Source organism: Pseudomonas sp. 22515 (assembly GCF_052044625.1).
Classification (GTDB): domain Bacteria; phylum Pseudomonadota; class Gammaproteobacteria; order Pseudomonadales; family Pseudomonadaceae; genus Aquipseudomonas; species Aquipseudomonas alloputida.
The window spans coordinates 70,384-92,410 of the sequence record NZ_JBQENN010000016.1; the positions used below are offsets into that span (position 1 = coordinate 70,384).

The 22,027-nt window shown below is 60.8% G+C and carries 17 protein-coding genes; all 17 read right to left on the bottom strand.

Going from position 1 to position 22,027, the window contains the following annotated elements; translation table 11 throughout:
• Window positions 1-11: 11 nt before the first annotated feature.
• The 17 genes from rfbH to flgB all read right to left on the bottom strand — a co-directional run bounded on the left by rfbH (window position 12) and on the right by flgB (window position 21,924).
• On the bottom strand, window positions 12-1,334 hold the full coding sequence (gene rfbH / locus ACTJJN_RS16400) for a lipopolysaccharide biosynthesis protein RfbH (protein WP_012051611.1): 1,323 nt from the start codon (window positions 1,332-1,334) through the stop codon (window positions 12-14).
• A complete protein-coding gene (gene rfbG / locus ACTJJN_RS16405; protein WP_033724462.1) occupies window positions 1,327-2,403 on the bottom strand; it encodes a CDP-glucose 4,6-dehydratase in 1,077 nt (358 codons plus the stop codon). Before rfbG ends, rfbH begins: the two co-directional genes overlap by 8 nt.
• Window positions 2,385-3,155 carry a glucose-1-phosphate cytidylyltransferase gene (rfbF, locus tag ACTJJN_RS16410; protein ID WP_012051609.1) on the bottom strand — a complete coding sequence of 257 codons (771 nt, stop codon included), beginning with the start codon at window positions 3,153-3,155 and terminating at the stop codon, window positions 2,385-2,387. Before rfbF ends, rfbG begins: the two co-directional genes overlap by 19 nt.
• A 247-nt stretch (window positions 3,156-3,402) precedes the next feature.
• The gene (locus tag ACTJJN_RS16415) at window positions 3,403-6,120 is read right to left on the bottom strand and encodes a glycosyltransferase (protein ID WP_440781424.1); all 2,718 of its coding nucleotides are present in this window, start codon (window positions 6,118-6,120) and stop codon (window positions 3,403-3,405) included.
• Window positions 6,121-6,172: 52 nt separating this feature from the next.
• Complete coding sequence (locus ACTJJN_RS16420) at window positions 6,173-9,751, bottom strand: glycosyltransferase (RefSeq protein ID WP_012051606.1); 3,579 nt, start codon at window positions 9,749-9,751, stop codon at window positions 6,173-6,175.
• 127 nt (window positions 9,752-9,878) lie between these two features.
• On the bottom strand, window positions 9,879-11,444 hold the full coding sequence (locus tag ACTJJN_RS16425; protein WP_014755767.1) for a flagellar hook-associated protein 3: 1,566 nt from the start codon (window positions 11,442-11,444) through the stop codon (window positions 9,879-9,881).
• A gap of 13 nt (window positions 11,445-11,457) precedes the next feature.
• Entirely contained in the window at window positions 11,458-13,488 is a 2,031-nt protein-coding gene (flgK, locus tag ACTJJN_RS16430) for a flagellar hook-associated protein FlgK (protein WP_012051604.1), read from the bottom strand.
• Window positions 13,489-13,500: 12 nt separating this feature from the next.
• Window positions 13,501-14,655, bottom strand: a complete 1,155-nt coding sequence (gene flgJ, locus ACTJJN_RS16435) for a flagellar assembly peptidoglycan hydrolase FlgJ (RefSeq protein WP_012051603.1) — start codon at window positions 14,653-14,655, stop codon at window positions 13,501-13,503.
• A gap of 11 nt (window positions 14,656-14,666) precedes the next feature.
• Window positions 14,667-15,776 carry a flagellar basal body P-ring protein FlgI gene (locus ACTJJN_RS16440; protein ID WP_004575771.1) on the bottom strand — a complete coding sequence of 370 codons (1,110 nt, stop codon included), beginning with the start codon at window positions 15,774-15,776 and terminating at the stop codon, window positions 14,667-14,669.
• A 12-nt stretch (window positions 15,777-15,788) separates the two neighbouring features.
• Window positions 15,789-16,484, bottom strand: a complete 696-nt coding sequence (flgH, locus tag ACTJJN_RS16445; protein ID WP_012051602.1) for a flagellar basal body L-ring protein FlgH — start codon at window positions 16,482-16,484, stop codon at window positions 15,789-15,791.
• 36 nt (window positions 16,485-16,520) lie between these two features.
• Entirely contained in the window at window positions 16,521-17,306 is a 786-nt protein-coding gene (gene flgG / locus ACTJJN_RS16450; RefSeq protein ID WP_012051601.1) for a flagellar basal-body rod protein FlgG, read from the bottom strand.
• Between the two features lie 48 nt (window positions 17,307-17,354).
• The gene (locus ACTJJN_RS16455; RefSeq protein ID WP_012051600.1) at window positions 17,355-18,095 is read right to left on the bottom strand and encodes a flagellar basal body rod protein FlgF; all 741 of its coding nucleotides are present in this window, start codon (window positions 18,093-18,095) and stop codon (window positions 17,355-17,357) included.
• 205 nt (window positions 18,096-18,300) lie between these two features.
• On the bottom strand, window positions 18,301-18,489 hold the full coding sequence (locus ACTJJN_RS16460; protein ID WP_012051599.1) for a hypothetical protein: 189 nt from the start codon (window positions 18,487-18,489) through the stop codon (window positions 18,301-18,303).
• Between the two features lie 72 nt (window positions 18,490-18,561).
• Entirely contained in the window at window positions 18,562-20,316 is a 1,755-nt protein-coding gene (locus tag ACTJJN_RS16465; protein ID WP_014860309.1) for a flagellar hook-basal body complex protein, read from the bottom strand.
• Between the two features lie 31 nt (window positions 20,317-20,347).
• The gene (gene flgD / locus ACTJJN_RS16470; RefSeq protein ID WP_012051597.1) at window positions 20,348-21,052 is read right to left on the bottom strand and encodes a flagellar hook assembly protein FlgD; all 705 of its coding nucleotides are present in this window, start codon (window positions 21,050-21,052) and stop codon (window positions 20,348-20,350) included.
• 15 nt (window positions 21,053-21,067) lie between these two features.
• On the bottom strand, window positions 21,068-21,511 hold the full coding sequence (gene flgC / locus ACTJJN_RS16475) for a flagellar basal body rod protein FlgC (protein WP_012051596.1): 444 nt from the start codon (window positions 21,509-21,511) through the stop codon (window positions 21,068-21,070).
• A gap of 2 nt (window positions 21,512-21,513) precedes the next feature.
• Entirely contained in the window at window positions 21,514-21,924 is a 411-nt protein-coding gene (flgB, locus tag ACTJJN_RS16480; RefSeq protein ID WP_012051595.1) for a flagellar basal body rod protein FlgB, read from the bottom strand.
• Between the last annotated feature and the right edge of the window lie 103 nt (window positions 21,925-22,027).

A 22,027-nucleotide genomic window follows, 5' to 3' on the forward strand; every position in this document is an offset into this window, starting at 1 on the left:
GAATACGCCCATCAACGCAGCCTCCGTACATAGGCTTCGATGCTGTCGGCCACATGCTCAAGATGGTCTTCGCCAAGCCCTGGCCACAGACCGACCCAGAAGGTGTCCTTCATGATCTTGTCTGTCACCGTCAGGTCACTGGCTACCCGGTATTGCTGGTCTTTCATGTAGGGCTGTCGTGTAAGATTGCCAGCGAACAGCAGGCGAGTACCCACCTTCTGCGCATCGAGATGACGCAAAAGATCCAGCCGCTCGACGCCACAACCATCCCGCAGCGTCAGCGGGAAGCCGAACCAGGACGGGTCGCTGTTGGGGGTGGCATGTGGCAGGATCAGCTGCTCCACACACCCGGACAAGCGCTCGCTGAGCCAGGCAAAGTTACGCTTGCGTGCAGCGATGAAATCGTCCACCCGGTCCATCTGTGCCAACGCACAGGCAGCCTGCATGTCGGTGATCTTGAGGTTGTAGCCCAGGTGGGAATAGGTGTACTTGTGGTCATAACCTTGCGGCAGGTCGCCCAGCTGCCAGCAGAAACGCTTGCTGCAGGTATTGTCTTCGCCTGGTCCGCAATAGCAGTCACGCCCCCAGTCACGGAACGATTCGACGATACGCTTGAGCAGCGGAGAATCGGTGAAAACCGCCCCGCCCTCGCCCATGGTGATATGGTGGGCCGGATAGAAGCTGAGCGTACCGAGGTCGCCGAAGCTGCCTACCTGGCGGCCATCGTAGGTGGCGCCGAGCGCATCGCAGCAGTCCTCGATCAACCATAAACCGTAGCGGTCGCACAATTCTCGTACCACGGCCAGGTTGAACGGGTTGCCCAGCGTGTGGGCCAGCATGATCGCCTTGGTCCGCGGGCTGATTGCCGCCTCGATCAAGGCCGGGTCGACGTTATACGTACCCATCTCGATATCGACGAAGACCGGCACGGCACCAAATTGCAGGATCGGGTTGACGGTGGTAGGAAAACCCGCCGCCACGCCAATCACCTCGTCCCCCTTACGAATGGCACGATCCCCCAGGCGTGGCGAAGTCAAGGCGGAAAACGCCAACAGGTTCGCCGAAGAGCCGGAGTTGGCGGTGAGTACGCCACGCCGCCCCAGGTAGCGTGCCAGGCGTTTTTCGAATGCCTGGTTGAAGCGCCCGGTGGTCAACCAGCCGTCCAGTACCGCTTCGGTCATGGCTTGCAGTTCGGGTGCGCCAATGACTTTGCCAGAGGGCGGAACCGCATGCTGGCCAGGTACAAAAACGGGCGCGGCCAGCTCCAACTCGGCATAACGGCCAACGAGCTCGGTAATTTGCTGGCGCAACTGCTGCGCCGTTTGATCAGTCATTGAACTCACCTTCGTGTGCCGCTATTTGCGTGCGGCAGTATTGCTGCATGTCTTGGCCATCGCGCCAGGCGCGATGCCATTCAAGGGTGTGACGCAACGATTGCTTCAGGCCCCACTTGGGCCGCCAGCCCAAGCGTTGGCGAGCTCTGGAGGAGTCAAGGGTCAACAAGCCTGCTTCATGGGGCTGCACGTACGGGTCGACAGACCAACCCGCTTCGCCTGGCCACAACTGCGCCATGGCATGGACCAACTCACCCACGGTTGCCGTCCCACCGCTGTCAGGGCCGAAATTCCAGGCCTCTGCCACGTCCTGACCACGCGCGATCAACGCCTGGGCCAGCAGCAGGTAGCCCTCAAGCGGGTCGAGTACGTGCTGCCACGGGCGCACGGCATCGGGATAGCGCAAGGTCACCGACTCCCCGGCTTCCCAGGCACGCAGGATATCGGGCAGCAACCGGTCTGCTGACCAGTCGCCACCACCGATCACGTTGCCCGCACGCGCTGTCGCAAGCGCCACACCGCGCTCGCGCAGGAATGACTCGCGCCATGAGGCGCAAAGCAGCTCGACGCACGCCTTGCTGCTGCTGTAGGGGTCATGCCCCCCCAAGGCATCCTGCTCGCGGTATGGCCATTGCCACTCGCGGTTCTCGTAGCACTTGTCACTGGTGACAACCAGTACGGCACGCACCGCGTCGCACTTCCGTACGGCTTCAAGCAGGTTGAGCGTGCCGATAACGTTGGTGGCGTATGTTTGCGCCGGGCTGCGATAGGACTCGCGCACCAACGGCTGCGCGGCCAGGTGCAGGACAATCTCGGGGCGAAATGCCGCAACGCTGCGCAGCAACCGGTCAGCATCACGAACATCGGCAAACTCGCCAGCCACGCACTCAGCCAGCCTGGCGCTGCCATAAAGCGAGGGCGAGGTATCGGGGGCCAGCGAGTAGCCATACACTTCGGCGCCCATCTCCCGCAGACAAAGGGCTAGCCAGCCGCCTTTGAAGCCGCTGTGCCCTGTCAGGAAAACCCGACGCCCCGACCAGAAGCTACGGCTCATGACCAGATGCGCCATTGTGCTTCATCGGCCTTCCAGCGCTCTTCCAGGTAACTGCGATCGCGCAGCGTGTCCATGGCCTGCCAGAAGCCACGGTGCACGTGGGTCATCAGTTGGCCATCCTGCGCCAAGGCACGCATCGGCTCATATTCCCAAGTGGTAGCGTCGCCCTCGATATAGTCGAAGATCCCAGGTTCGAGCACGAAGAAGCCACCATTGATCCAGCCGCCGTCGCCCAGTGGCTTTTCCTGGAAGCCATGCACCTGCTCACCCCGCACATCCAGTGCACCGTAACGCCCGGGCGGCTGAACGGCAGTGACGGTCGCCAGCTTGCCATGGCGGTTGTGGAAATCGATCAGGGCTGGCAGGTCCACATCGGCAACGCCGTCGCCGTAAGTCAGGCAGAAGGTTTCGTCGCCAACGTAATCGCGTACCCGCTTGAGGCGCCCGCCAGTTGCCGTATTCTCGCCAGTGTCCACCAGCGTGACTCGCCAAGGCTCGGCATGACGGTTGTGGATATGCATCTGGTTTTCCGACATGTCGAAGGTGACATCTGACATGTGCAGGAAATAGTTCGCGAAGTACTCCTTGATCACATAGCCCTTGTAACCGAGGCAAATCACGAAATCGTTGATCCCGTGGTGGGAGTAGATTTTCATGATGTGCCAAATGATGGGCTTGCCACCAATTTCGATCATCGGTTTCGGGCGCAGATGCGACTCTTCACTGATACGGGTACCCAGGCCACCGGCCAGGATGACTGCTTTCATTGTCGACACACCTTGACAGGCTGACGCCCATAGCGGGCTGACAAAATACTGACCAATTCAGTACGTTGCCGTTGTCTAGCAAAAAGATTGCCAATCAGCCTGACCGGGCAAGGTAAATGCGCGTGCAGCGGGAGATACCGCTCAAGCGTGGAGCCGGCCTTGAACGGCCGGGCTCGCGGGTAGTGTCGAAACAGGCACCACAGGGCTGCGATGTCAGCTTGCAGCCCTGTCAATAATCCGCCTCGACCTATTCAACCTGTTCCAGCCAGCCTAAGGACGACGCAGCCTGCTCGCTGAAGGCCGAGGGCCAGCGATCGAACAGCGCCTGCGCCAACGCACGATCCGCTTCAGGCAGGGCGCTGAGCAGCAGCCTGGCTTGCGGCGTCCAGACCACCAGTTGCCCGGCCTCGACAACGGCCCGGCACAAGTCGATATCGGCACCTTGGGCAACCTGCAAACCCGCGCAATGCTCGAACACCTCCTTGCTCACCATCAGGCAGTCGGCACTGACCGCCTGACAACCGCGCACTGCCAATGGCCACCGGGCTTCAGCACTCGCTAGCGGCTTCATGCCCTGCCAGGGCGAAGCCACCTGCGGCCCCTGCAGCAAGGCATAACCTGCATGCAGAAGCGCAGTATCGCCCCCCTCGAGGCAAGCACCGACCACACCCACTTCCGGGCGCTGAGCCTCATTGAGCAGCGCCTCGATCCAGGCAGGGGTAATGACCTGACTGCGCTCAGACACCAGGACCAGATAAGCCCCTCGTGCCTGGCTCGCCGCCAGGTTCAGCCATTGGCTGCGCGACCCGCCCGGCTGACCGACCAGAACATGCACCTTGCCGGCGAACGGCTGCAGCGCCGCAACCTCGTGCTCGGCACACACCACCAGCACTTCATAGCGTGGGTAACGGGTACGCTGCAGCACGCTCCGCAGGCAAGCCTGCAGCTGCGAGGCATCGCCTTCACTCGCGACGAGCACGCTTACCAACGGCGTGGACGAATGGCGGTAGTCGATAGACAACCCTTCATTTGCCTGTATCTTCACCTGCGCGCGATAACCCAATTGCGTCAGATGCCGACCAACCACCTTGGCAGCTTCCTCATCCAGTGCACTATCGCCCTGCTCACCGATTACCAGATAGTCGGCCATGTGCGCCAGGCTGCTCAAGCCCTGGGCCTCTACCAGTCGCAACAGCAGGTCGAGCTCCAGCGCCTCGCGGCAGGTTTCACTGTACCCACCCAGGTCCAGTACCGCCTGGCGACGTACCAGCCAATGCCGAGACATCAACCCAGGCTGACTGCGCAGCAGATCGAGGTCCGCACCTGGGCGCTCGACGCTGTGCAAACGCCCTTGACTGTCACGCTGGACTTCATTGGCGGCGATGGCATGGCAGGCCGGGGCGTCGACAAGCTCCACCGACAGGCGCAACAGACCTCCGGTAAGCAGCACATCACCAGCACTCAGCAGCATCAGCCAGGCACTCGGCAACTGTCGTACCGCCTGATTCAGGTGATTCACCCAATTGCTGTCACTGACCTGAATGAAATGCAGCGTGTCGCGCGGCGTGGTGATGGCCGGTGGCTTGCCAGCCTTGAGCACTAGCAGCTTGAAATTGCGTATGCCGCTGGCAAGCAGGCTGTCGAACGTAGCCTGAAGCGCTTGATCGTCGTTTTCAAGATCGAGAACCACGAAGGCGATCTGCTCGGCCGGGTGCTTTGCCAGGTACCGGAGCACGCGCTGGCGCCCCGCCTCATCCGGTGTAGCGGCAGCGATGGCATCGATCACCTGACCCGACGGAGTACCTTGCAAACGGCATTGCTCATGGATACCCGGGACCTGTTCGAGGCGTGCCAGCCAATCCGTCAGCTCACGAACATGCGCAGCTTCCTCTGCCCTGTCCAGCGTGGACAACAGCAGATGGCAGACCTCGCGGTTGAACAGGCTCAACGCCAAGGCCTGCCAATAGCGGTGGCTCAGGCTTTCAGCAGTATCGTTGGGGTGCGCTTGCAGCAAGTCACGCTGCTGCACCCAGATCCCTTCCAGCGCACGTTGCTGCTGCGGGCTGGTCGGCCATGCGTGGCAGAGAAACTCAAGCTCGGTCAACCGTGCAAACAGGGCGCCATTGTAATAGGGCAGCTGTACGTCCTGATGTGGCTCGAACAACCGCTCAGGGTCATCGATAACACTGCGCCAGCTGGACGTGAAGATCAACGACGCCGCACTCAGATCGTAGGTGCTGCGCACAAACCGGTTGAGGGCCGTGAAGCCTTGTTCGTCACCACATAGCCGATACAGCTCAGCGTCCCACTGGCGTAGGCCGCGTACCAGCTGAGTCAGGCGCTCTTCACGCTCTACCGGACTGTAGCCGGCGGGCTCATGCTCACTCACCACATCGGTCTGGGCCAGGTGTGCAACCGGCCCTTGAGCCAACACTGCAAGGGACATCGCCACACGCACGGCAGGCGCATCCAGGCTGTCTGGCAAAGCCATCAACACGGCTTGCAAAGTCGACACACGCATGACCGCACGCCAGGCTTGCTGCCCAGACTGGGCGTACTGCAAAAGCCTGGCTGTAGCGGTTTCGGCAAGGGCAGGTGCAAATGCCGAACCTACCCGGTAGTACTCGACCTTGCCACTCGCAGGCCTGTAGCCCAACAACTGGCCTTGCGCAGCCACCACCCCAGGTTGCGCGTGCAGACACGCCGCTGCATTGTCCAGAGACGAGGCCAGCACGAAGTCGGTATCCAGCGCCAGCACCACATAAGCCGTGGCGAGCCCCGCCAGACATTCCGCGAGGGCCTGAACGAACCCAGCCGAACTCGACCCAGGCGGCAAGTCAAACGCCACACAGGGCACCTGAGCCTGCTGGTAGTAGTGCTGCGCGCGGACGCGGCTGTGCGCCTGATCCTCGCCCAGCAAAACAACGGTCACATCATTGCGCGAGCCGATTGCGGTATCGATCATATTGCACCTGTCCAATTGTCAATCAGGCGCGGGCATCACCCCACGCCAACGTTCAGTCTGCCAACCAGGCGTTGGCCCAATGCTGCAAATGGTGCGGCATCAGCATGTAGTCACGCAGCACTTCCTCGCGCAGCGCATCACCCTGACGGTAACTGGCCTGCGGGTCAGCCAGGTGCATGCGAATCGCGTCCAGCCATTGCTCGGTGGTGTTGTCCTTGACCCGGGTACATGGCAGGTAGCCGGCGTAGGCCTTGGTGTCGCTGCAGATCACCGGGAAACCACACGCACCGTACTCCAGCAAGCGCAGGTTGCTCTTGCAGTCGTTGAACAGGTTCTGCTCCAACGGTGCCAACGCCAGGTCGAGGTTGAGGCTGGCGAGCTTACGCGGGTAGTCCGCCAATTGAACCGCCTTGTGAAACTCCTTCACATAGGGGCGCAAGGGGTCCGGACACATGCCGAAGAAGATCCAGTCAACCTCGTTGGCAAGCGCCTTCACTACCTCTTGCAACAGCTCCAGGTCACCACGATGGCTAGTGCCACCCGCCCATCCGACTCGCGGCCGGATACTGGTCTGACGCTGACTGGAAAGGCCAGCCCACAGCGCGGCGGACAACATGTTGGGCACTACGCGTATGTCCTGATGCATGCTGGATAACGCATCAGCCAGCGGCTCGGTCGAACACACCAAGCGATCACACTGCCCGATGCCTTGGGCCACCAACTCCGCAAGATTGCTGGGCAGGTTGCGGGCATGGTCGTTCTTTTTCGGCGGATCGATGATGTAGTCGTCCAGCTCGTAGATCATCCGCGCATGCGAAAAGCGTTTGAACTGCGCCATTTCCCTGATGTTGCCCGGCATGTAACGACATTGCAGGATCATCACATCGGGTTTTTCACGCTCAAGCTCGATAATGCCTGGTGAGACATGGTTGACCCGCCCCTGAATCCAGCCCGCCCGCTCAAGTTCGGTGAATGGCTGAATTACCCGGTAATGCCCTACTGCCGTTGTATTGATCGGCAACGCCAGCACTGACGGCATGGCACGGGCAATGAAGGGGTCCCAGCCACTGCGCAGGCCTGGTTCGAGGTTGAAGTTGGCGAACTTGAGGCTCAGGTTGTCGTTGTAGGCCGGGTCCCGGGCAATGCGGCTCAGCCAACGGTCGTAAGCAACGTCCCGGTCGGCTCTGGCAAGCTCGTCAGCCAGCCCGACAGCAGCAGCACCCGCTAGCCTCATGACGCGAGCAAAGGGTGTCCCCACCGACAGGAAGCCTTTTTCACGCGCACGCAGGCAGAGGTCAACGTCAAACAACGCGACCTGGAAGGCCGAGGTGTCCAGCCCCTCAAGCTCCTCGAACAGTGTCCGGCGAATGAGCAGGCAATCCAGGCTTAGTGCGCTCCAGTTCTGTACCAACTGCTGGCGCCCCATGTAACCCTCGGCTGTCAGGAAGCTGCCCGAGAATGGGCTACCTGCTGTACCGCCGCCAAGACCGAGCACCAGGCCGGAAGAAACCAGCTCGCCGTTGCTGCCGCATAGCGCCGGCCCCACCAGGCCGACCTCGGGACGCTGCGCCTGACTCATCAAGGTAGTGAGCCAGCGCGGTTCAAACAGCGCACACTCCGGTGCGAGCAACAGTAAGTAAGCTCCATGAGCATGCTGACTGGCCTGATTGAGGATCGCCGCCCTGCCCTGCGCCTGAACATCGATGACGCGCAACTGGTCACTGCCCAGGCCACGCATCGCCGCCAACCACTCGGTGACAGCCTGCGGCTCGTCGCCATTGGCGATGACCAGCACTTCGAACTGGCTGTATTCGGTGTACTGGAACAGCGACTCGACGCAACGCCTGAGCGCATTCAGGTTGGCCCCTGCGGGGATCAGGATCGAAACACTAGCCTGCTGCTCATGCCGATAGGTCACACGCGTAACCAAGCTGCCGGCAGCCCCCTCAACCAAAGCGTCGACGCCTATGCGACGCAAGTGCGCCTCGACCACGCGCGCCGCCTCAGCCTGCCCTGCCGGCTCGCCCATCCAGTCTGTGTACCCCCACTGGCACTGCACCAGCATCTGCGCGACATGCTCTACCACGTGCAAGCCATGAGCCTCGACCATTCGCCATAGCAGGTCCTGTGGCGCCAGGCTCTCGAACTGGGTGTCGAACCCTTCCAGTGCCAGCAGCGCCGTACGCTTGAATGCCAGGGTACGGCCCACATAGGGCACGCTGCGCATCAAATCGAGGTTGAAGTCCGGCTTGAAAATCGGGCTGCCGGGTGCCAGGGCTCCAAAGGTGTCTTCATCAGTGTACAGGCACATGCTCTCGGCGCGCAGCGCCATACGCTCGGCCATGACGACCAGCGCATGCGGCCGTAGGCGATCACCGGCACGCAACAGCAGCACCCAGTCGGCTACGCGCGTATCTGCCAGCCACTGGTTGAGTTGAGCGTACCCACTACCGCTCAAGGCCAGGTAGTGCACGCCTGGCGCGTCAACCCTGTCGAAGCAATCAGGCACCAGCACCAACACCTGGCTGGCGGCATAGGATTGTGCAGCCAGGCAGTCCAGGGTGGCACGCAGTGCGCTTTCATCGCCCTCGCGACAGGTTACGATCGGAACGATGCCGGGCTGTGCTGGCCACTGTTCGATCCGCTTTGGCAGCAACCGCAACTGCCCGTCAGACAGGTTGCGGCAGGCCAGCCATTCGGCATAGAGCTCGGTGAAGCTGAGTGCGTGAGTGCCTACCTGCTGCGAGAAATTGGCGACCTGGCCGGCATGGAAGCGGCGGATGTCCAACTCCTCCCAGGCCTGGTCGGCCTCAGGGTCGTAAGCCTCCAGCGGCAGGTAACGGACCCAGCCATTGGCCGGCGCCGACTCGCCGGTGCGCGCCGCCAGCATCTGCTGCAGCCATTCGGTTTCATGCCTGTAGGCCTCGGTCATGCTGGAGTGATGACTGAGCCGGCCTGGGTGGATGCGCTCCACACTCAGTATGCGCTCCAGGCTCGCCAGATGCCCGCGGCGCAACAGACATGCATACAAGGCCAGGTCCAGTCGTGCGGCGAACCCCTGGCCACCCTGGACCAGTTGCGGCAGGTACTCCAGCACCTGGGCCCGACGGAACAGCACATGGCTGATACCGCCGAACAGATTCGGGACATTCTCGGCGATGCTGGCCAGCAAGTCCGTACCCACAAGCACGGCACTTTGCGGCGCAATCACGCTGTTGAGCGCACGGGAAGGCAGGAGGATGTCATCAGCAGACCAGAGCAGGCGCTGCCCGATCACCATGCTGAGCTGGGGCCACTGCGTCAGCACTTGTGCTTGCCGGCTGATGCAACTGTCGAGCAACAGGTCGTCATCACACAGAAACTTCACCAACGCCCCGTTGGCCTGCTCCAGGCATGCTTGTAGGTTACGTGCAAAACCCAACCGAACCGGGTTGCGGGTATAGCGCACGGGCACCGCCGTACCCTTGCCGAGCGCCTGGCAGATAGCCTCGATTTCCACACCAGCACTGTCATCGCAAATGACGACTTCCAGGTTGGGGTAGTCTTGGCCAAGCGCACTGACCAAGGTGGCTTGAAAGAAATCGGCATTGAAGGCAGGAATGGCGATGCTGACGAGTGGCTGCTCTGACACGATGACGACCTTGATGGAGGGGCGGTGCGCTTGGGAACAAGCAGGCGTTCAGAAGGGCGAACCGGCCGGTCGTTATCAGCCCTGGCCGGCCTGTCCTTGCGTCATGACGGGCAAATGCCCGCGAACATCAGATGTAATTGACCAGCGAGAGACCGGCAATCTTGGCATACGCCTGCAACGAGGCCTGCAACATGTTGGACTGCATCTGAAGACGAATCATCACCTCGGCCGGATCGCTCTCACGAATCGAGCTCTGGGTCTTGGCGTTTTCGCCACTCAGTGCCTCATTGGTTTCCACCTGTACATCGATCGCCTGGCCACGGCCGCCAATCGACGATATTGAGGAACTGACCTGGTTGGTGGCGCTGGCGATGTTGCCAATCGCCGAGTCCAGCGATGCCAGGAAACTCTGCCTGGCCGCAGGGTCGTTATCGACCGGGGTGGCCAGTGCCGCACGCAACTGGCTGATGGTATCGAGGACGTTCTGAGTTTGATGCGTGTCGACCTTGATGCCAAAGCTGTCGCCCGCGCTCGGCGTGTCCGAAAGCGTGAACTCGACCCCCATGGCGGTCGCCGTGTTGCCACTGAGCGTGCCCTTGGAAATCGGTTTGCTGTCGGCGCTCACGGGGGAGGCGTAAAGCTCGAACTCGGTAGCGCTGGTGAACTTCAGTACAGCACCCTCAGGGAATGCGGACTTGTACTTTTGCGCATCGGTGATGGTCGCGCCTGTCACTTGGGCCGACGAGCTGTTGCCTGCACTACGGGTGCCGCTGATTTCATCTGCCTTCGAGCTCAGGCTAAAGACATGACCGGCAATGGCCGCATCAGGGTCGGCTGCATCGCCCTCCTGGAGGGTGATGTCCAGGCGCAGGTCAACACCTCGGAAATTGATCGTAGTGTTCTTGCCATTGGGGTCGAAGGTGCCCCCCTGGCTGGCTTCCAGCGTCACGTCCTTGCCTTCGGCATCGGTGATCTTGAACTGCGTGCTGCTGGTGAACTCGATGGTGTACGGCTCGCCGCTGCGGAAGCGGTCGTTATACGTCGCGCTACCGCTCACCTGGCCATTGGACAAATTGACCCGGCCATCGTCGGTGGCCGGCGACACCAGGCTGGTTTCGCTACGGCTTGTATTGAGCGCTTGCTCGAAGGCATCGTAGCCTGTCTCGTTAGCTGCCAGGGTAAGCATGTCACCGACTTGCAGGTTCAGTTTGCCCTGGTCGCCCTGATAGGTATAAGTACCATCAGCGTTTCGCACATAAGGCGGTGTATCACCTTTGGACCCCGAGAACAGGTACGCACCGCTTTCATCCTTGCTGTTCATCAACGAGAACAGCTGATCCTCCAGCGACGCCAGCTCGGTCGCATTGGCCTTGCGGTCTGCATCGGTGAAACCGGCGTTGCCCGAACTGATGGCCAGCTCATTGACGCGCTGCAGGATGGTGCCAATCGCATTCAGCGTGCTTTCTGCGGTGCCCAGGGCGTTGCGCACATTGGTAACGTTGCGGGTGTATTGGTCGAGCATGTTCTGTTGCTGCTGGAGTTGCAGCAGACGTGCCGCACCTACCGGGTCGTCAGCCCCCCGACGCACCCGAATGCCGTCAGAAGCCTCTTGCCGAGTCTTGTCGAGGTTGGAGAAGCTGCGCTGGTAGTTGGCGCTGTTGCTGTTGTAGAACTGCGAAGTGGAAATGCGCATGGTCTACGCCTCCTTAAAGAGCATTGATCAAGGTGGTGAAGGTTTCTTGTGCCGCCTTGATAATCTGCGACGACGCGGTGTAGTACTGCTGGAACTTGACCAGGTTGCCGACCTCTTCATCGACCGACACGCCGGAAAGGCTGTTGCGGCTATCCAGCGCAGAACTGTGCAGCGCATTGGTGGCATCACTGTCCATTTCCGCCTGGCCAGCCTTGCCGCCAACGTTTGAAACCAGCTTGGCATAGGCATCGGTAAAGCTGATGCCCTTGCCGTTGGCCCCCACTTCAACCGTGGATTTAGTCTGAAGGTCGATCACCGACTGGGCATTGCGGTTATCGGCCGAGCCTGCCCCCGTCAGCGCTACGGTGTAGCTGTCGCCGTTCTGCGGCGCGCCGGAAACGCTCATTTCGAAGGTAAAGCTGCTACCGGTCGCATTGCCGCTGCCATCGACCATCGGCACCGACAGCTGCAGCTTGTTCGCCTGGCCCGGCACGATGGTGCCGCTGCCTATTTCCGTACCCTTGGCGTCGTACAGTTTGTAAGCCTGGGGCGAAGTGGTTTCGTCACCGAACACCAGCTTGACCGGGGTGGAGTTTTTCAGGCCTGACTGCAGCTGCGAACGCTGCGTGGCGTCGTAGATATCCAGTTGCGAGGTCAGGGTCGGCTGGGTGATCACCCCGGTGCCCTTGTTGCCGGCACCATTGGTGGCCGTCAGTGGTGACGCCAGCGCCAGGCGCTTGGGGTCGGTGAGGACCGTCTCGATATTGGCGGCCGCGTTGCGAGTGGGGGTGATCTTGAAGCTGTCGCCAGCACTCAAACCGCCGCCATTGAGCGACAGGGTAAAGCCATCGATGACCGGCGGTGGCGTGTCATTGAGGTCATAACTGCCCATTTCGGTGCCTTCCGGCAACTTGCGCACGCTGTAGCCGGTCGCGCTGGTGAAAGTCACCTGGTAGTCGCTGGTGGTCAGTTTACCGGTGTCCTTGATGCTGACATCCAGGTTACCGGAGCCGATGCTGTTGCCCAGTTTGGCGACGCTACGCTCGCTCATGGCCTTGGCGCTGTTGATGTCACCGAACAGGGTGGCGCCAAAATTGCCATCCTTGTCGATACCCTGGGCCAACTGGCTATTGATCTGGTCTGCCACCACCAAGGCCACACGCCCAAGCTCGTTAAGCGCAGGGTCGAGGGTTTCGCTGCGGTAACGGATCAACCCACCCAGCTCGCCTCCGGTAGCGCTGCTGGTGATATCCATCTTGGTCGAGCCACGGTTGAGCACCAGGCTCAAACGGCCCGGGTCGCTCGCCGTAGGCTCCACACCCACCGTCTGGGTAGTATTACCCAGCACCAGCGCCTGACCGTTCTTGAGGTAGACATCGTAGGTGCCGTCACGCTCGACCACGTCCGTGCCGATCAGCTTGTTCAGTTCACGCACTGCGCCGTCACGCTGGTCCAGCAAGTCGTTGGGCTGGCCGGAAACAGCACCCACGCGGGCGATTTGCTCGTTCAACCCGGCGATGGTCTTGGTCAGGTTGTTGACCTGGTCGGTAATCGCCGTCATGTTGCTGTTGATATTGCTCAACTGCTGATTCAACTGCGACGACAAGGTATTGAAACGCTTGGCCAGAGACTGTGCGCTGGTCAGCAACAGCTGGCGCGAAGCATCTTCGGTTGGCTTGGCCGCCGCATCCTGCATGGAGGTGAAAAAGCTCTGCAGCGCGGCGGTAATACCGGTATCGCTACTGGACAGCGAGGTATCCAGCGGCGTGATCTGATCCAGGTACGAGGACGCCTCACTGCTCAGCGAGGTGGTCGTGCGCAGCTGGTTCTCGATGAACGCGTTGTACACCCGGCGCACGTCCGCCAGCGTGGTGCCACTGCCGATGAAAACCTGACCGACCTGCTGGCCGCCCTTGGTCTTCTGCACGTTCTGCTGGCGCGAGTAGCTTTCGACATCGGCGTTGGCGATGTTGTTACCGAGGGTGTACATCCCCGATTGCGCGGCACCCAGCCCCGACATACCAATGTTGATCAGACTCGCCATGGTTCCATGCCCTTAAAGTTTCGTTGCAGTACCGAGCATTGCGTAGTGCTCGTACGACTTCATCTGTCTTGCGATCTGCGAGATCTTGCTGGCGTAATTCGGGTCGGTGGCGTACCCGGCCTTTTGCAACTCTTGCACGAACTGCTCTGGTTTATCGGCGGCCTTCACCGCATCTTGATAGCGCGAATTGTTCTGCAACAGGCTCACCAGGTCGTGGAAGCTGTCCTGGTAGGAATCGTACGAACGGAACGCTGCCGTCTCCTTGACGAACTGGCCATCACGGTATTCGCTGGTAATCGCCCTCGCCTCACCGCCGTCCCAGTTGCCAGTGGCTTTGATGCCGAACAGGTTGTGGCTGCTGCTGCCATCGGTGTTGCGCATGACCGACTTGCCCCACCCGGTTTCCAGTGCAGCCTGGGCCACCAGGTAGCGTGGATCGATACCAATGCGCTTGGCCGCCTGTTCGGCCATCGGCAGCATGGTGGCGACGAATTCATCGCTGTCGCCAAAGGCCTTGTTCGGTGCCAGCGGCGGCTGGGCCACGGCGCGGCCGACAATGCGCAGGCCGTTGTCCGGCACGGCGAAGGCCTTGGCCACTTGCTGGCCGTCACGGGCAGGCACAGTGGCGGTATTTGCGGTGGCCGACGATGGCACAATGCCGGCCAGCAGGCGATCGGTGAGTTTGCTCGGCAGCGCCAGACGACGCGCGTTGAGTGCAGCGACGTCGTTGCGGGTGGCGGTCGACTGGGTGGCATGCACGGGCTCGGCCACCTTGTTGCCCCACAGCGCCGGGGCGTTGCCCTCGGTACGTGGAAACGGGCTGGTGCTGGCCTGGCTGGCCTTGTTCTTCGACAGCTGGCGCACCAGCACATCCTGCAGCCCGATACCACCACCTTCGCGTGACATGCTCACAGCCAGTTGCTGGTCATACATGTCACGGTACTGTTTGACCGTTTCGGTGTTCATCGGGTTGTCGTCGGCCAGTACGTCGCTTGCCTTGCGCGAGGCCTTGAGCATTTCGCTGATGAACAGCGACTCGAACTCCTGGGCTACCTTGCGCACGTTGGCATCGCTGTCGCGGTCGCCATGCTTGAGCGAACTCAGGCGATTGAGATCGGTGTAGGCACCGCTGTCGGCACTGCCGGAAACCAGGCTTTTGCTGTTCATCCGCGCCGTCCTCAGATCACGATCAGGTCGGCCTGCAAGGCGCCGGCCTGTTTCAAGGCTTCGAGGATCGCCATCAGGTCGCCGGGCGCTGCGCCCACCTGGTTCACCGCGCGGACGATTTCATCCAGCGTGGTGCCTGGGCCGAACTTGAACATCGGCTTGGCTTCCTGCTCGGCATTGACCCGCGAGCGTGGCACCACGGCAGTCTGGCCATTGGAGAAGGCCCCCGGCTGGCTGACGATCGGGTCTTCGGTGATGGTCACGGTCAGGCTGCCGTGGGTCACCGCCGCCGGCGACACCTTGACGTTCTGGCCGATGACGATGGTGCCGGTACGCGAGTTGATGATGACCTTGGCCACCGCCTGGCCCGGGTCGATTTCGAGGTTTTCGAGGATCGACAGATAATCCACGCGCTGGCTTGGGTCCATCGGCGCACTGACTCGCACCGAACCACCATCCACGGCCTGGGCCACGCCGGGGCCAAGCAGGTCGTTGACCTTGTCCACGATGCGCTTGGCGGTCGTGAAGTCGGGGCGATTGAGGTTCAGGGTCAGGGTATTGCCCTGGTTGAAGCCGCTCGGCACCGCACGCTCGACACTGGCACCACCCGGAATACGACCGGCCGACGGCACGTTGACAGTGATCTTCGAGCCGTCACGACCTTCGGCATCAAAGCCGCCCACGACCAGGTTGCCTTGGGCAATGGCGTAGACATTGCCGTCGATACCCTTGAGCGGGGTCATCAACAGGCTGCCGCCGCGCAGGCTCTTCGAGTTACCGATCGACGACACGGTGATGTCCACCACCTGGCCCGGCTTGGCGAACGGTGGCAGGTCGGCATGCACCGACACTGCGGCAACGTTCTTCAGCTGCACGTTGCCGGAACCGGCCGGCACCTTGATGCCGAATTGCGACAGCATATTGTTGAAGGTTTGCAGGGTGAACGGCGTTTGGGTGGTCTGGTCACCCGTGCCATTGAGGCCCACCACCAGGCCGTAACCAATCAACTGGTTGGAACGTACGCCAGAGATGCTGGCAATGTCCTTCAGACGCTCGGCCTGGGCAGCGAAGGCGCAGGACAAAAGCAGGGTTGTGGCAATCAGCTGCCTTACGTTGAACATGGTCATCCGTACTCAGAAAGGCCAAAGCGGGCTGATGAAGAAGCGGTCCAGCCACCCGGGCTGGCTGGCATCGGCGAACGAACCGGTGCCGGAGTAGGTGATGCGGGCGTCGGCCACACGGGTGGACGGCACGGTGTTGTCGGTGGCGATATCGTCAGCGCGGATCATGCCGGCAATGCGCACCAGCTCTTCGCCGGTGTTCAGGGTCAGCCACTTCTCGCCGCGCACGGCGATAATGCCGTTGGGCAGCACCTCGGCCACGGTGACGGTGATCGAACCGGTCAGCGTGTTGCCTTGGGTGGCCTTGCTGTCGCCCTTGGTGGCGCGATCGCCGCTGTAACCGGCCTCCAGCGAAAGGTCGCCGCCACCGAACGGATTATTGGTGTTGGGCGTGGTACCAAACAGCGAAGTCAGGCCGATGTCGGTCTTGCTGGTCTTGGCGATCTGCGAGCCCGCGTTCTTGCTGGCGGACGTGCGCTCATTGAGCGTGATGGTGATGATGTCACCCACCCGGAACGCCTTGCGGTCGCTGTACAGGTTCTGCTCGAAACCGGCCTGGTAGATCGAACCGTTGTTGGCCGCTGCCGGCAACGGGGTGCGCGGCAACACCGGCGCATAGTACGGGTCGTTGGGCTTAGGCGTCGGTGCGACGCAACCTGCCAGCAACACCGCCCCCCCCAGGGCGAACACGGACAACAGACGATTCATGATGCAAACCTCACGGGTGTAACAAAGCGACAGGGCTTAGAGCTGCTGAGTAACGAACGACAGCATCTGGTCGGCGGTGGAGATGACCTTGGAGTTCATCTCGTAGGCGCGCTGGGTGGTGATCATGTTCACCAGCTCTTCCACCGTGCTGACGTTGGAGTTTTCCAGCGTCTGCTGAAGGGTAGTGCCAAAGCCATTGAGGCCCGGAGTGCCGACCTGCGGTGCACCACTGGCAGCGGTTTCCAGGAACAGGTTGTTACCCATCGCCTGCAGGCCAGCCGGGTTGATGAAGTCGGCGGTCTGAATGTTGCCGATAACCTGCGCAGCCGGGTTGCCGGCGGTGGTAATCGACACGGTGCCGTCCTGCCCGACGGTGAAGGTCTGGGCATCGTTCGGCACCACGATGGCAGGCTCCAGCGCCAAGCCATCGGCGTTGACGATCTGGCCATCGGAGTTCAGGTGGAACGTACCGTCGCGGGTGTAGGAGACGGTGCCGTCAGGCTGCAGGATCTGGAAGAAACCACGGCCATTGACAGCCATATCCAGCGGGTTTTCCGTGGTCTGCAAGCTACCGGTCTGGAAGTTTTTCTGCGTGCCGACAATGCGCACACCGGTACCGACCTGCAGGCCCGACGGCAATTCGCTGTCCTGGGTAGACTGCGCGCCTGGCTGACGCTTGATCTGGTACAGCAGGTCCTGGAACTCGGCACGATCACGCTTGAAGCCGGTGGTCGAGACGTTGGCCAGGTTGTTGGAGATGACCGTCAGGTTGGTGTCCTGTGCGGACAGGCCGGTTTTAGCGACCCAGAGAGCCGGAAGCATTTAGTGTTCTCCTCGTGCGCCTGAATTACGGCACCCGTTCAAATGTGGTTAGCCGAGTTGCAAAACACGCGCCATGGCTTCGTCGCCTTCCTTGGCTGCGTTCATCATCTTGACGTGCAGTTCGAACTGGCGGGACAGCGCCAGTACAGAGGTCATTTCCTCAACAGCATTGACGTTGCTGCCCTGCAGAAAACCTGAAACCACCCGCACGTTGACGTCGGCATCCGCGGGTTGGCCGGACGAGGTGTGAATCAGCCCGTCCTGGCCCTTGGTCAGGCCTTTGGTGTCGGGGTTGACCAGCTTGATGCGGTCGACTTCCGCCATCACGCGCGGGTCTTCACCCATGGAACGGATGCTGATGGTGCCATCGGAGCCGACTTCGACCTTCTGCTCGGGGGGGATGGCAATCGGGCCGCCGTTGCCAAGCACAGGCATACCGTTGCCGGTACGCAATACCCCGAGAGCGTCGATGTTCAGACTACCGGTACGCACATACGCTTCGCTGCCATCTGGCGCCTGCACGGCGATAAAACCGTTACCGCTCACAGTCACATCCAGGTCACGGCCGGTTTCCACCATCGGGCCTTCACTGAAGTCGGTGCCTGGGCGTTCGGTCATGGCAAAGGCACGCGCCGGAAAGCTGTCACCGAACACCGGCATCGAGCGCGCCTGCTCCAGGTCACGCTGAAAACCATTGGTCGAAATGTTGGCCAGGTTGTTGGCATGAGCCTTCTGCGCCAGCGCGTTCTGGCTGGCCCCGGTCATGGCCACATAAAGCATCTTGTCCACAATCATCCTCCATTGCACTGGCGGCCGTTTGCCGTTCGCCGTTGCTCTACAGGGGCTAAAGCAAGTTCCGAACCAACTTGCCAAAAGCAGGAAAAAGCCCATGAATACGGGCAGTTGAGAAAGCCCGCGCAGCGACGGCCGCCGGTTATCCGGCGCTGTTTTGCCGTTGGCGGCAAAAAGGTTTCATTTGCAGGCAAACCTGTGCCTACGGCAGGTCACGGCAACGCGCATTGTTGTAGGGCCCGGCAAAGCGTCTCCAGCCTTCACCTGGCGACCACTGCGAACACACCAGACGCCCATCTACCAGGCTTTCCCATCGCCAGTATGGCGCTGGCGCCGCCTGCACCTGCCCAAGACAGCAGGCGAGCAGCATTCCGACAAACAGCCTTTTCATCACCCCTCCTGCAAAAACAACGAACCCCTTCACGAGAAAGGGGTTCGCCTGCACTCACTCGAACGATGACGATCAAGTCATCTGAATGATGGTCTGCATCACGGTGCTTTCGGTCGAAATGGTCTTGGCATTCGCCTGGTAGTAGCTTTGCGCCTTGATCAGATCAACCAGTTCCTGCGTCAGGTTGACGTTGGAACCTTCCAGGGAGTTGGACTCGATCGCACCCAAAGTACCGGTTTTCGGCGAATCGATACCCGGAATGCCAGAGTTGTAGGTCTCGGTCCAACGGGTACTGCCGATTTGCTGCAGCCCCTGCTCGTTGGCGAAACTCGCCAGCGCTACCTGGCCAATGGCGCGCGACTGGCCATTGCTGAAGGAGGCGAACAATACACCTGTCGCGTCGATGCTCAGGTTGGACAGGATGCCCGTGGCATAACCGTCCTGAGACTGGGACATGCGCGCAGTTTCAGTGTTGTAGGAGGTGGTGCTGGCCATCGACATTTTCATGCCGGCAGCATCGCCCACCGCGCCATTGGCACTCCAGTTACCTGAAGCATCTTCGGCTGCCGGCACCCAGCCAATCATGCTGAAGGTATTGTTGACGACCGTGAACGAGGTGCCCACCGGATGCCCCGTATTGTCGGCTGTCATCGAGTTGACCGAACCATCACTGTTGAATGCGATCGTGCCCACCAGTGGCTCCGTACTCCCCGGATTGAACGGGTTGCGCCCATCAACGAGCGTGTACATGGTCCACTCGTTGGTGCCCGTCTTACGGTAGAACTGCTCCATGGTGTGTTCGTTGCCCTGGCTGTCATACACCTTGGTCGGGAACGAGCGGGTATAGGTCGAATCGTCAGAAGGGTCGAACGGCTTGTTCGCCACCAAGGCAGGCGAGGTAACACCCAGCGCCTGGTCAGTACCTGCCGCGCCACTGGCAACCCAGTCGCCATTCGCATCCTGAGCGGCCGGCACCCAGCCGGTCATGGCAAATGCACCATTGCTGACAGTGAACGACGCCCCACTTGGCACACCCGTGGTGTCGGCCAGCATGGAGCTGATGGTGCCATCACTGTTGTAGTTGATGGTGCCGGCCAGCGGGGTGGTACTGGCTGGATCAAACGGGTTTCGACCATCGACCAGCGTGTACATGGTCCATTCATTGGTATCGGTCTTGCGGTAGTACTGCTGCACTTCGTGCTCTACGCCGTCAGCATCCAGCACGGTACTGGTGCTAGAGCGCTGATAAGTGCTTGGGTCCGCAGGGTCGAATGCAGCCATGGCTGGCGGCTTGGTGTTGTCATACACCTGGAAAGGAATCGAGGCCGCCGAGGAGTTCAGGTTGATACCCTGATCGATCAACGAGGTCGGCTTGGGCTGCAATGCCGATGTGTCGATTTTCAGGTCGGTCAGGCCACTTTTCTGGATCTTGCCGGTGGCATCCGCCATGTAACCTTGCAGGCGCAGGCCATCGGAGGTCTCGACGAAGTTGTCCTTGCTGGGCTGGAAAGAACCCGCCCGCGTGTAAACCTTCGAGCCGTTGTCAGACAGCACGAAGAAGCCCTGACCCTGGATACCCATGTCCAGCGCGTTGCCCGTGGTGTTTACATCACCCTGGGTGAATTGCTGGGAAATGGCTGCCAGCCGCACACCATTGCCCACCTGGTTCTTGCCCACACCCAGACGGTTGGCGCCCGCGTAAACATCCGCGAACTCGGCACGCGAGGCCTTGAACCCCGTGGTATTGACGTTGGCGATGTTGTTGCCGGTGACATCCAGTTGTTTGTTGGCTGCGTACAGACCGCTAAGGCCGATATTGAAAGACATGAATTCGCTCCTTTTGCCGCTCTAGCGGGCCTTAGATACCGATGGTTTGCACGTCGGAGAGGGAGACCTTGCCTACACCGGCAAGGTTGAGCACCATTTCTCCTGAGGCACTGAAGCTGACGCTGGTTACCTTGGCCGGCAACAGCGTGCTCATTTGCACCGCCTCGCCATCGACTGTGGTGCTAGCGGTGAAGGTGTAAGTGCCCGGGTCCACTTTCTCGCCACTGTTGTTGGTACCGTCCCAGATGAAGTCGGCGTAACCGGCTTTCTGCTCACCCAACTCGATGGTCTTGACCGTGTTGCCATCCTTGTCCTTGATAGTGATCTTCGCTTCACTGATTGCCTGAGGCACAACGAACTGGGCATTGAAGCTTTCAGCGGTATCAACCACAGCCTTGTCGTTCTGAACCACCACCGAGCGCCCTACCAGCGACGACGCCTGAAGCGCCTGGGACGAGGCCATGGCACTGGTGATGGAGCTGACCGAATCGTTCAGCGAGGTAATACCTTCCAGGCTGCTGAACTGCGCCAACTGGGCAACGAACTCGCTGTTATCCTGCGGGTCCAGCGGGTTCTGGTGTTGCATCTGGGTGACCAGCAGCTGCAGAAAGGCATCTTTGCCGAGCGAATCGTTGCCGGTTTTGGATGCAGTGTCCGTGGTCTTTTTGGTGCTGGTGCCCACGCCCGACGCCGACAGCACGTCATTGAGGTTTACACCGTTAGTATCGATTGCCATGGTCTGAATTCCTTATCACTGCCCCAGGGTCAGCACTTTCTGCATCATGCTCTTGGCCGTATTCATCAGTTCGGCGTTGGTCTGAAACGCGCGACTGGCGGAGATCATGTCCGCCATCTCCTCGACCACATTGACGTTCGGGTAGTAGACGTAGCCGTCCTTGTTCGCCGCAGGGTGGTTCGGCTCGTAGCGTGCTTCAAGGGTGCTCTGGTCTTCGACGATGCCTTTTACCTGCACGCCCTGCCCTGCCTCGCCCTGGTCTTCGAACAGCGACTGGCTGCTGCCGGCCTGTGCATTCTGGAAAGTGGTGGCGAACACCGGGTGACGGGCGCGGTACGTCTGGTCGATACTCGAAGACACGGTCTCGGCGTTGGCGATGTTGGACGCCACGGTGTTCAGACGCGTGTTCTGTGCGCTCATGCCGCTACCGGCAATGTTGAAGACACTGGAAAGGGACATGGTCATTCTCCCCGCAGGGCGGAAACCAGCCCTTTGAATTTACTGTTGAGCAAGGTGAAGCTGGCCTGGAAGCCAATCGCGTTTTCGGTGTAGTTCGATTGCTCGATCTGCGCGTCCACGGTGTTCTGGTCGATCGAGGGCTGCAACGGTGTACGGTACTTGAGGGTATCGTCAGCCGCGATGGCGAGGCCTTCGGCTTCGATGTGCCGGCTGTTGGTACGGTCCATGGCGAAGCGGCCGCCTTGCTGCTTGCTGGTCTCGGCGGCGAGCACCGAAGAAAAATCCATGTCACGCGCCTTGTAATTGGGCGTGTCGGCGTTGGCGATATTGTTGGCCAACACCTCGGCGCGCTGGGCGCGGAAGCCCAGGGCCTTTTCGTGGATACCAAGCGCCTTGTCGAAACTGATGCTCATGTCGGGGAAACCTTCAGAGGTTGACCGGAATTTCGTTGAGCAAGGTATAGCAAGGGCTGTGCCAACCACTGAAAAGCCCGTGTTTAGGGGGGATTGCGGCGCA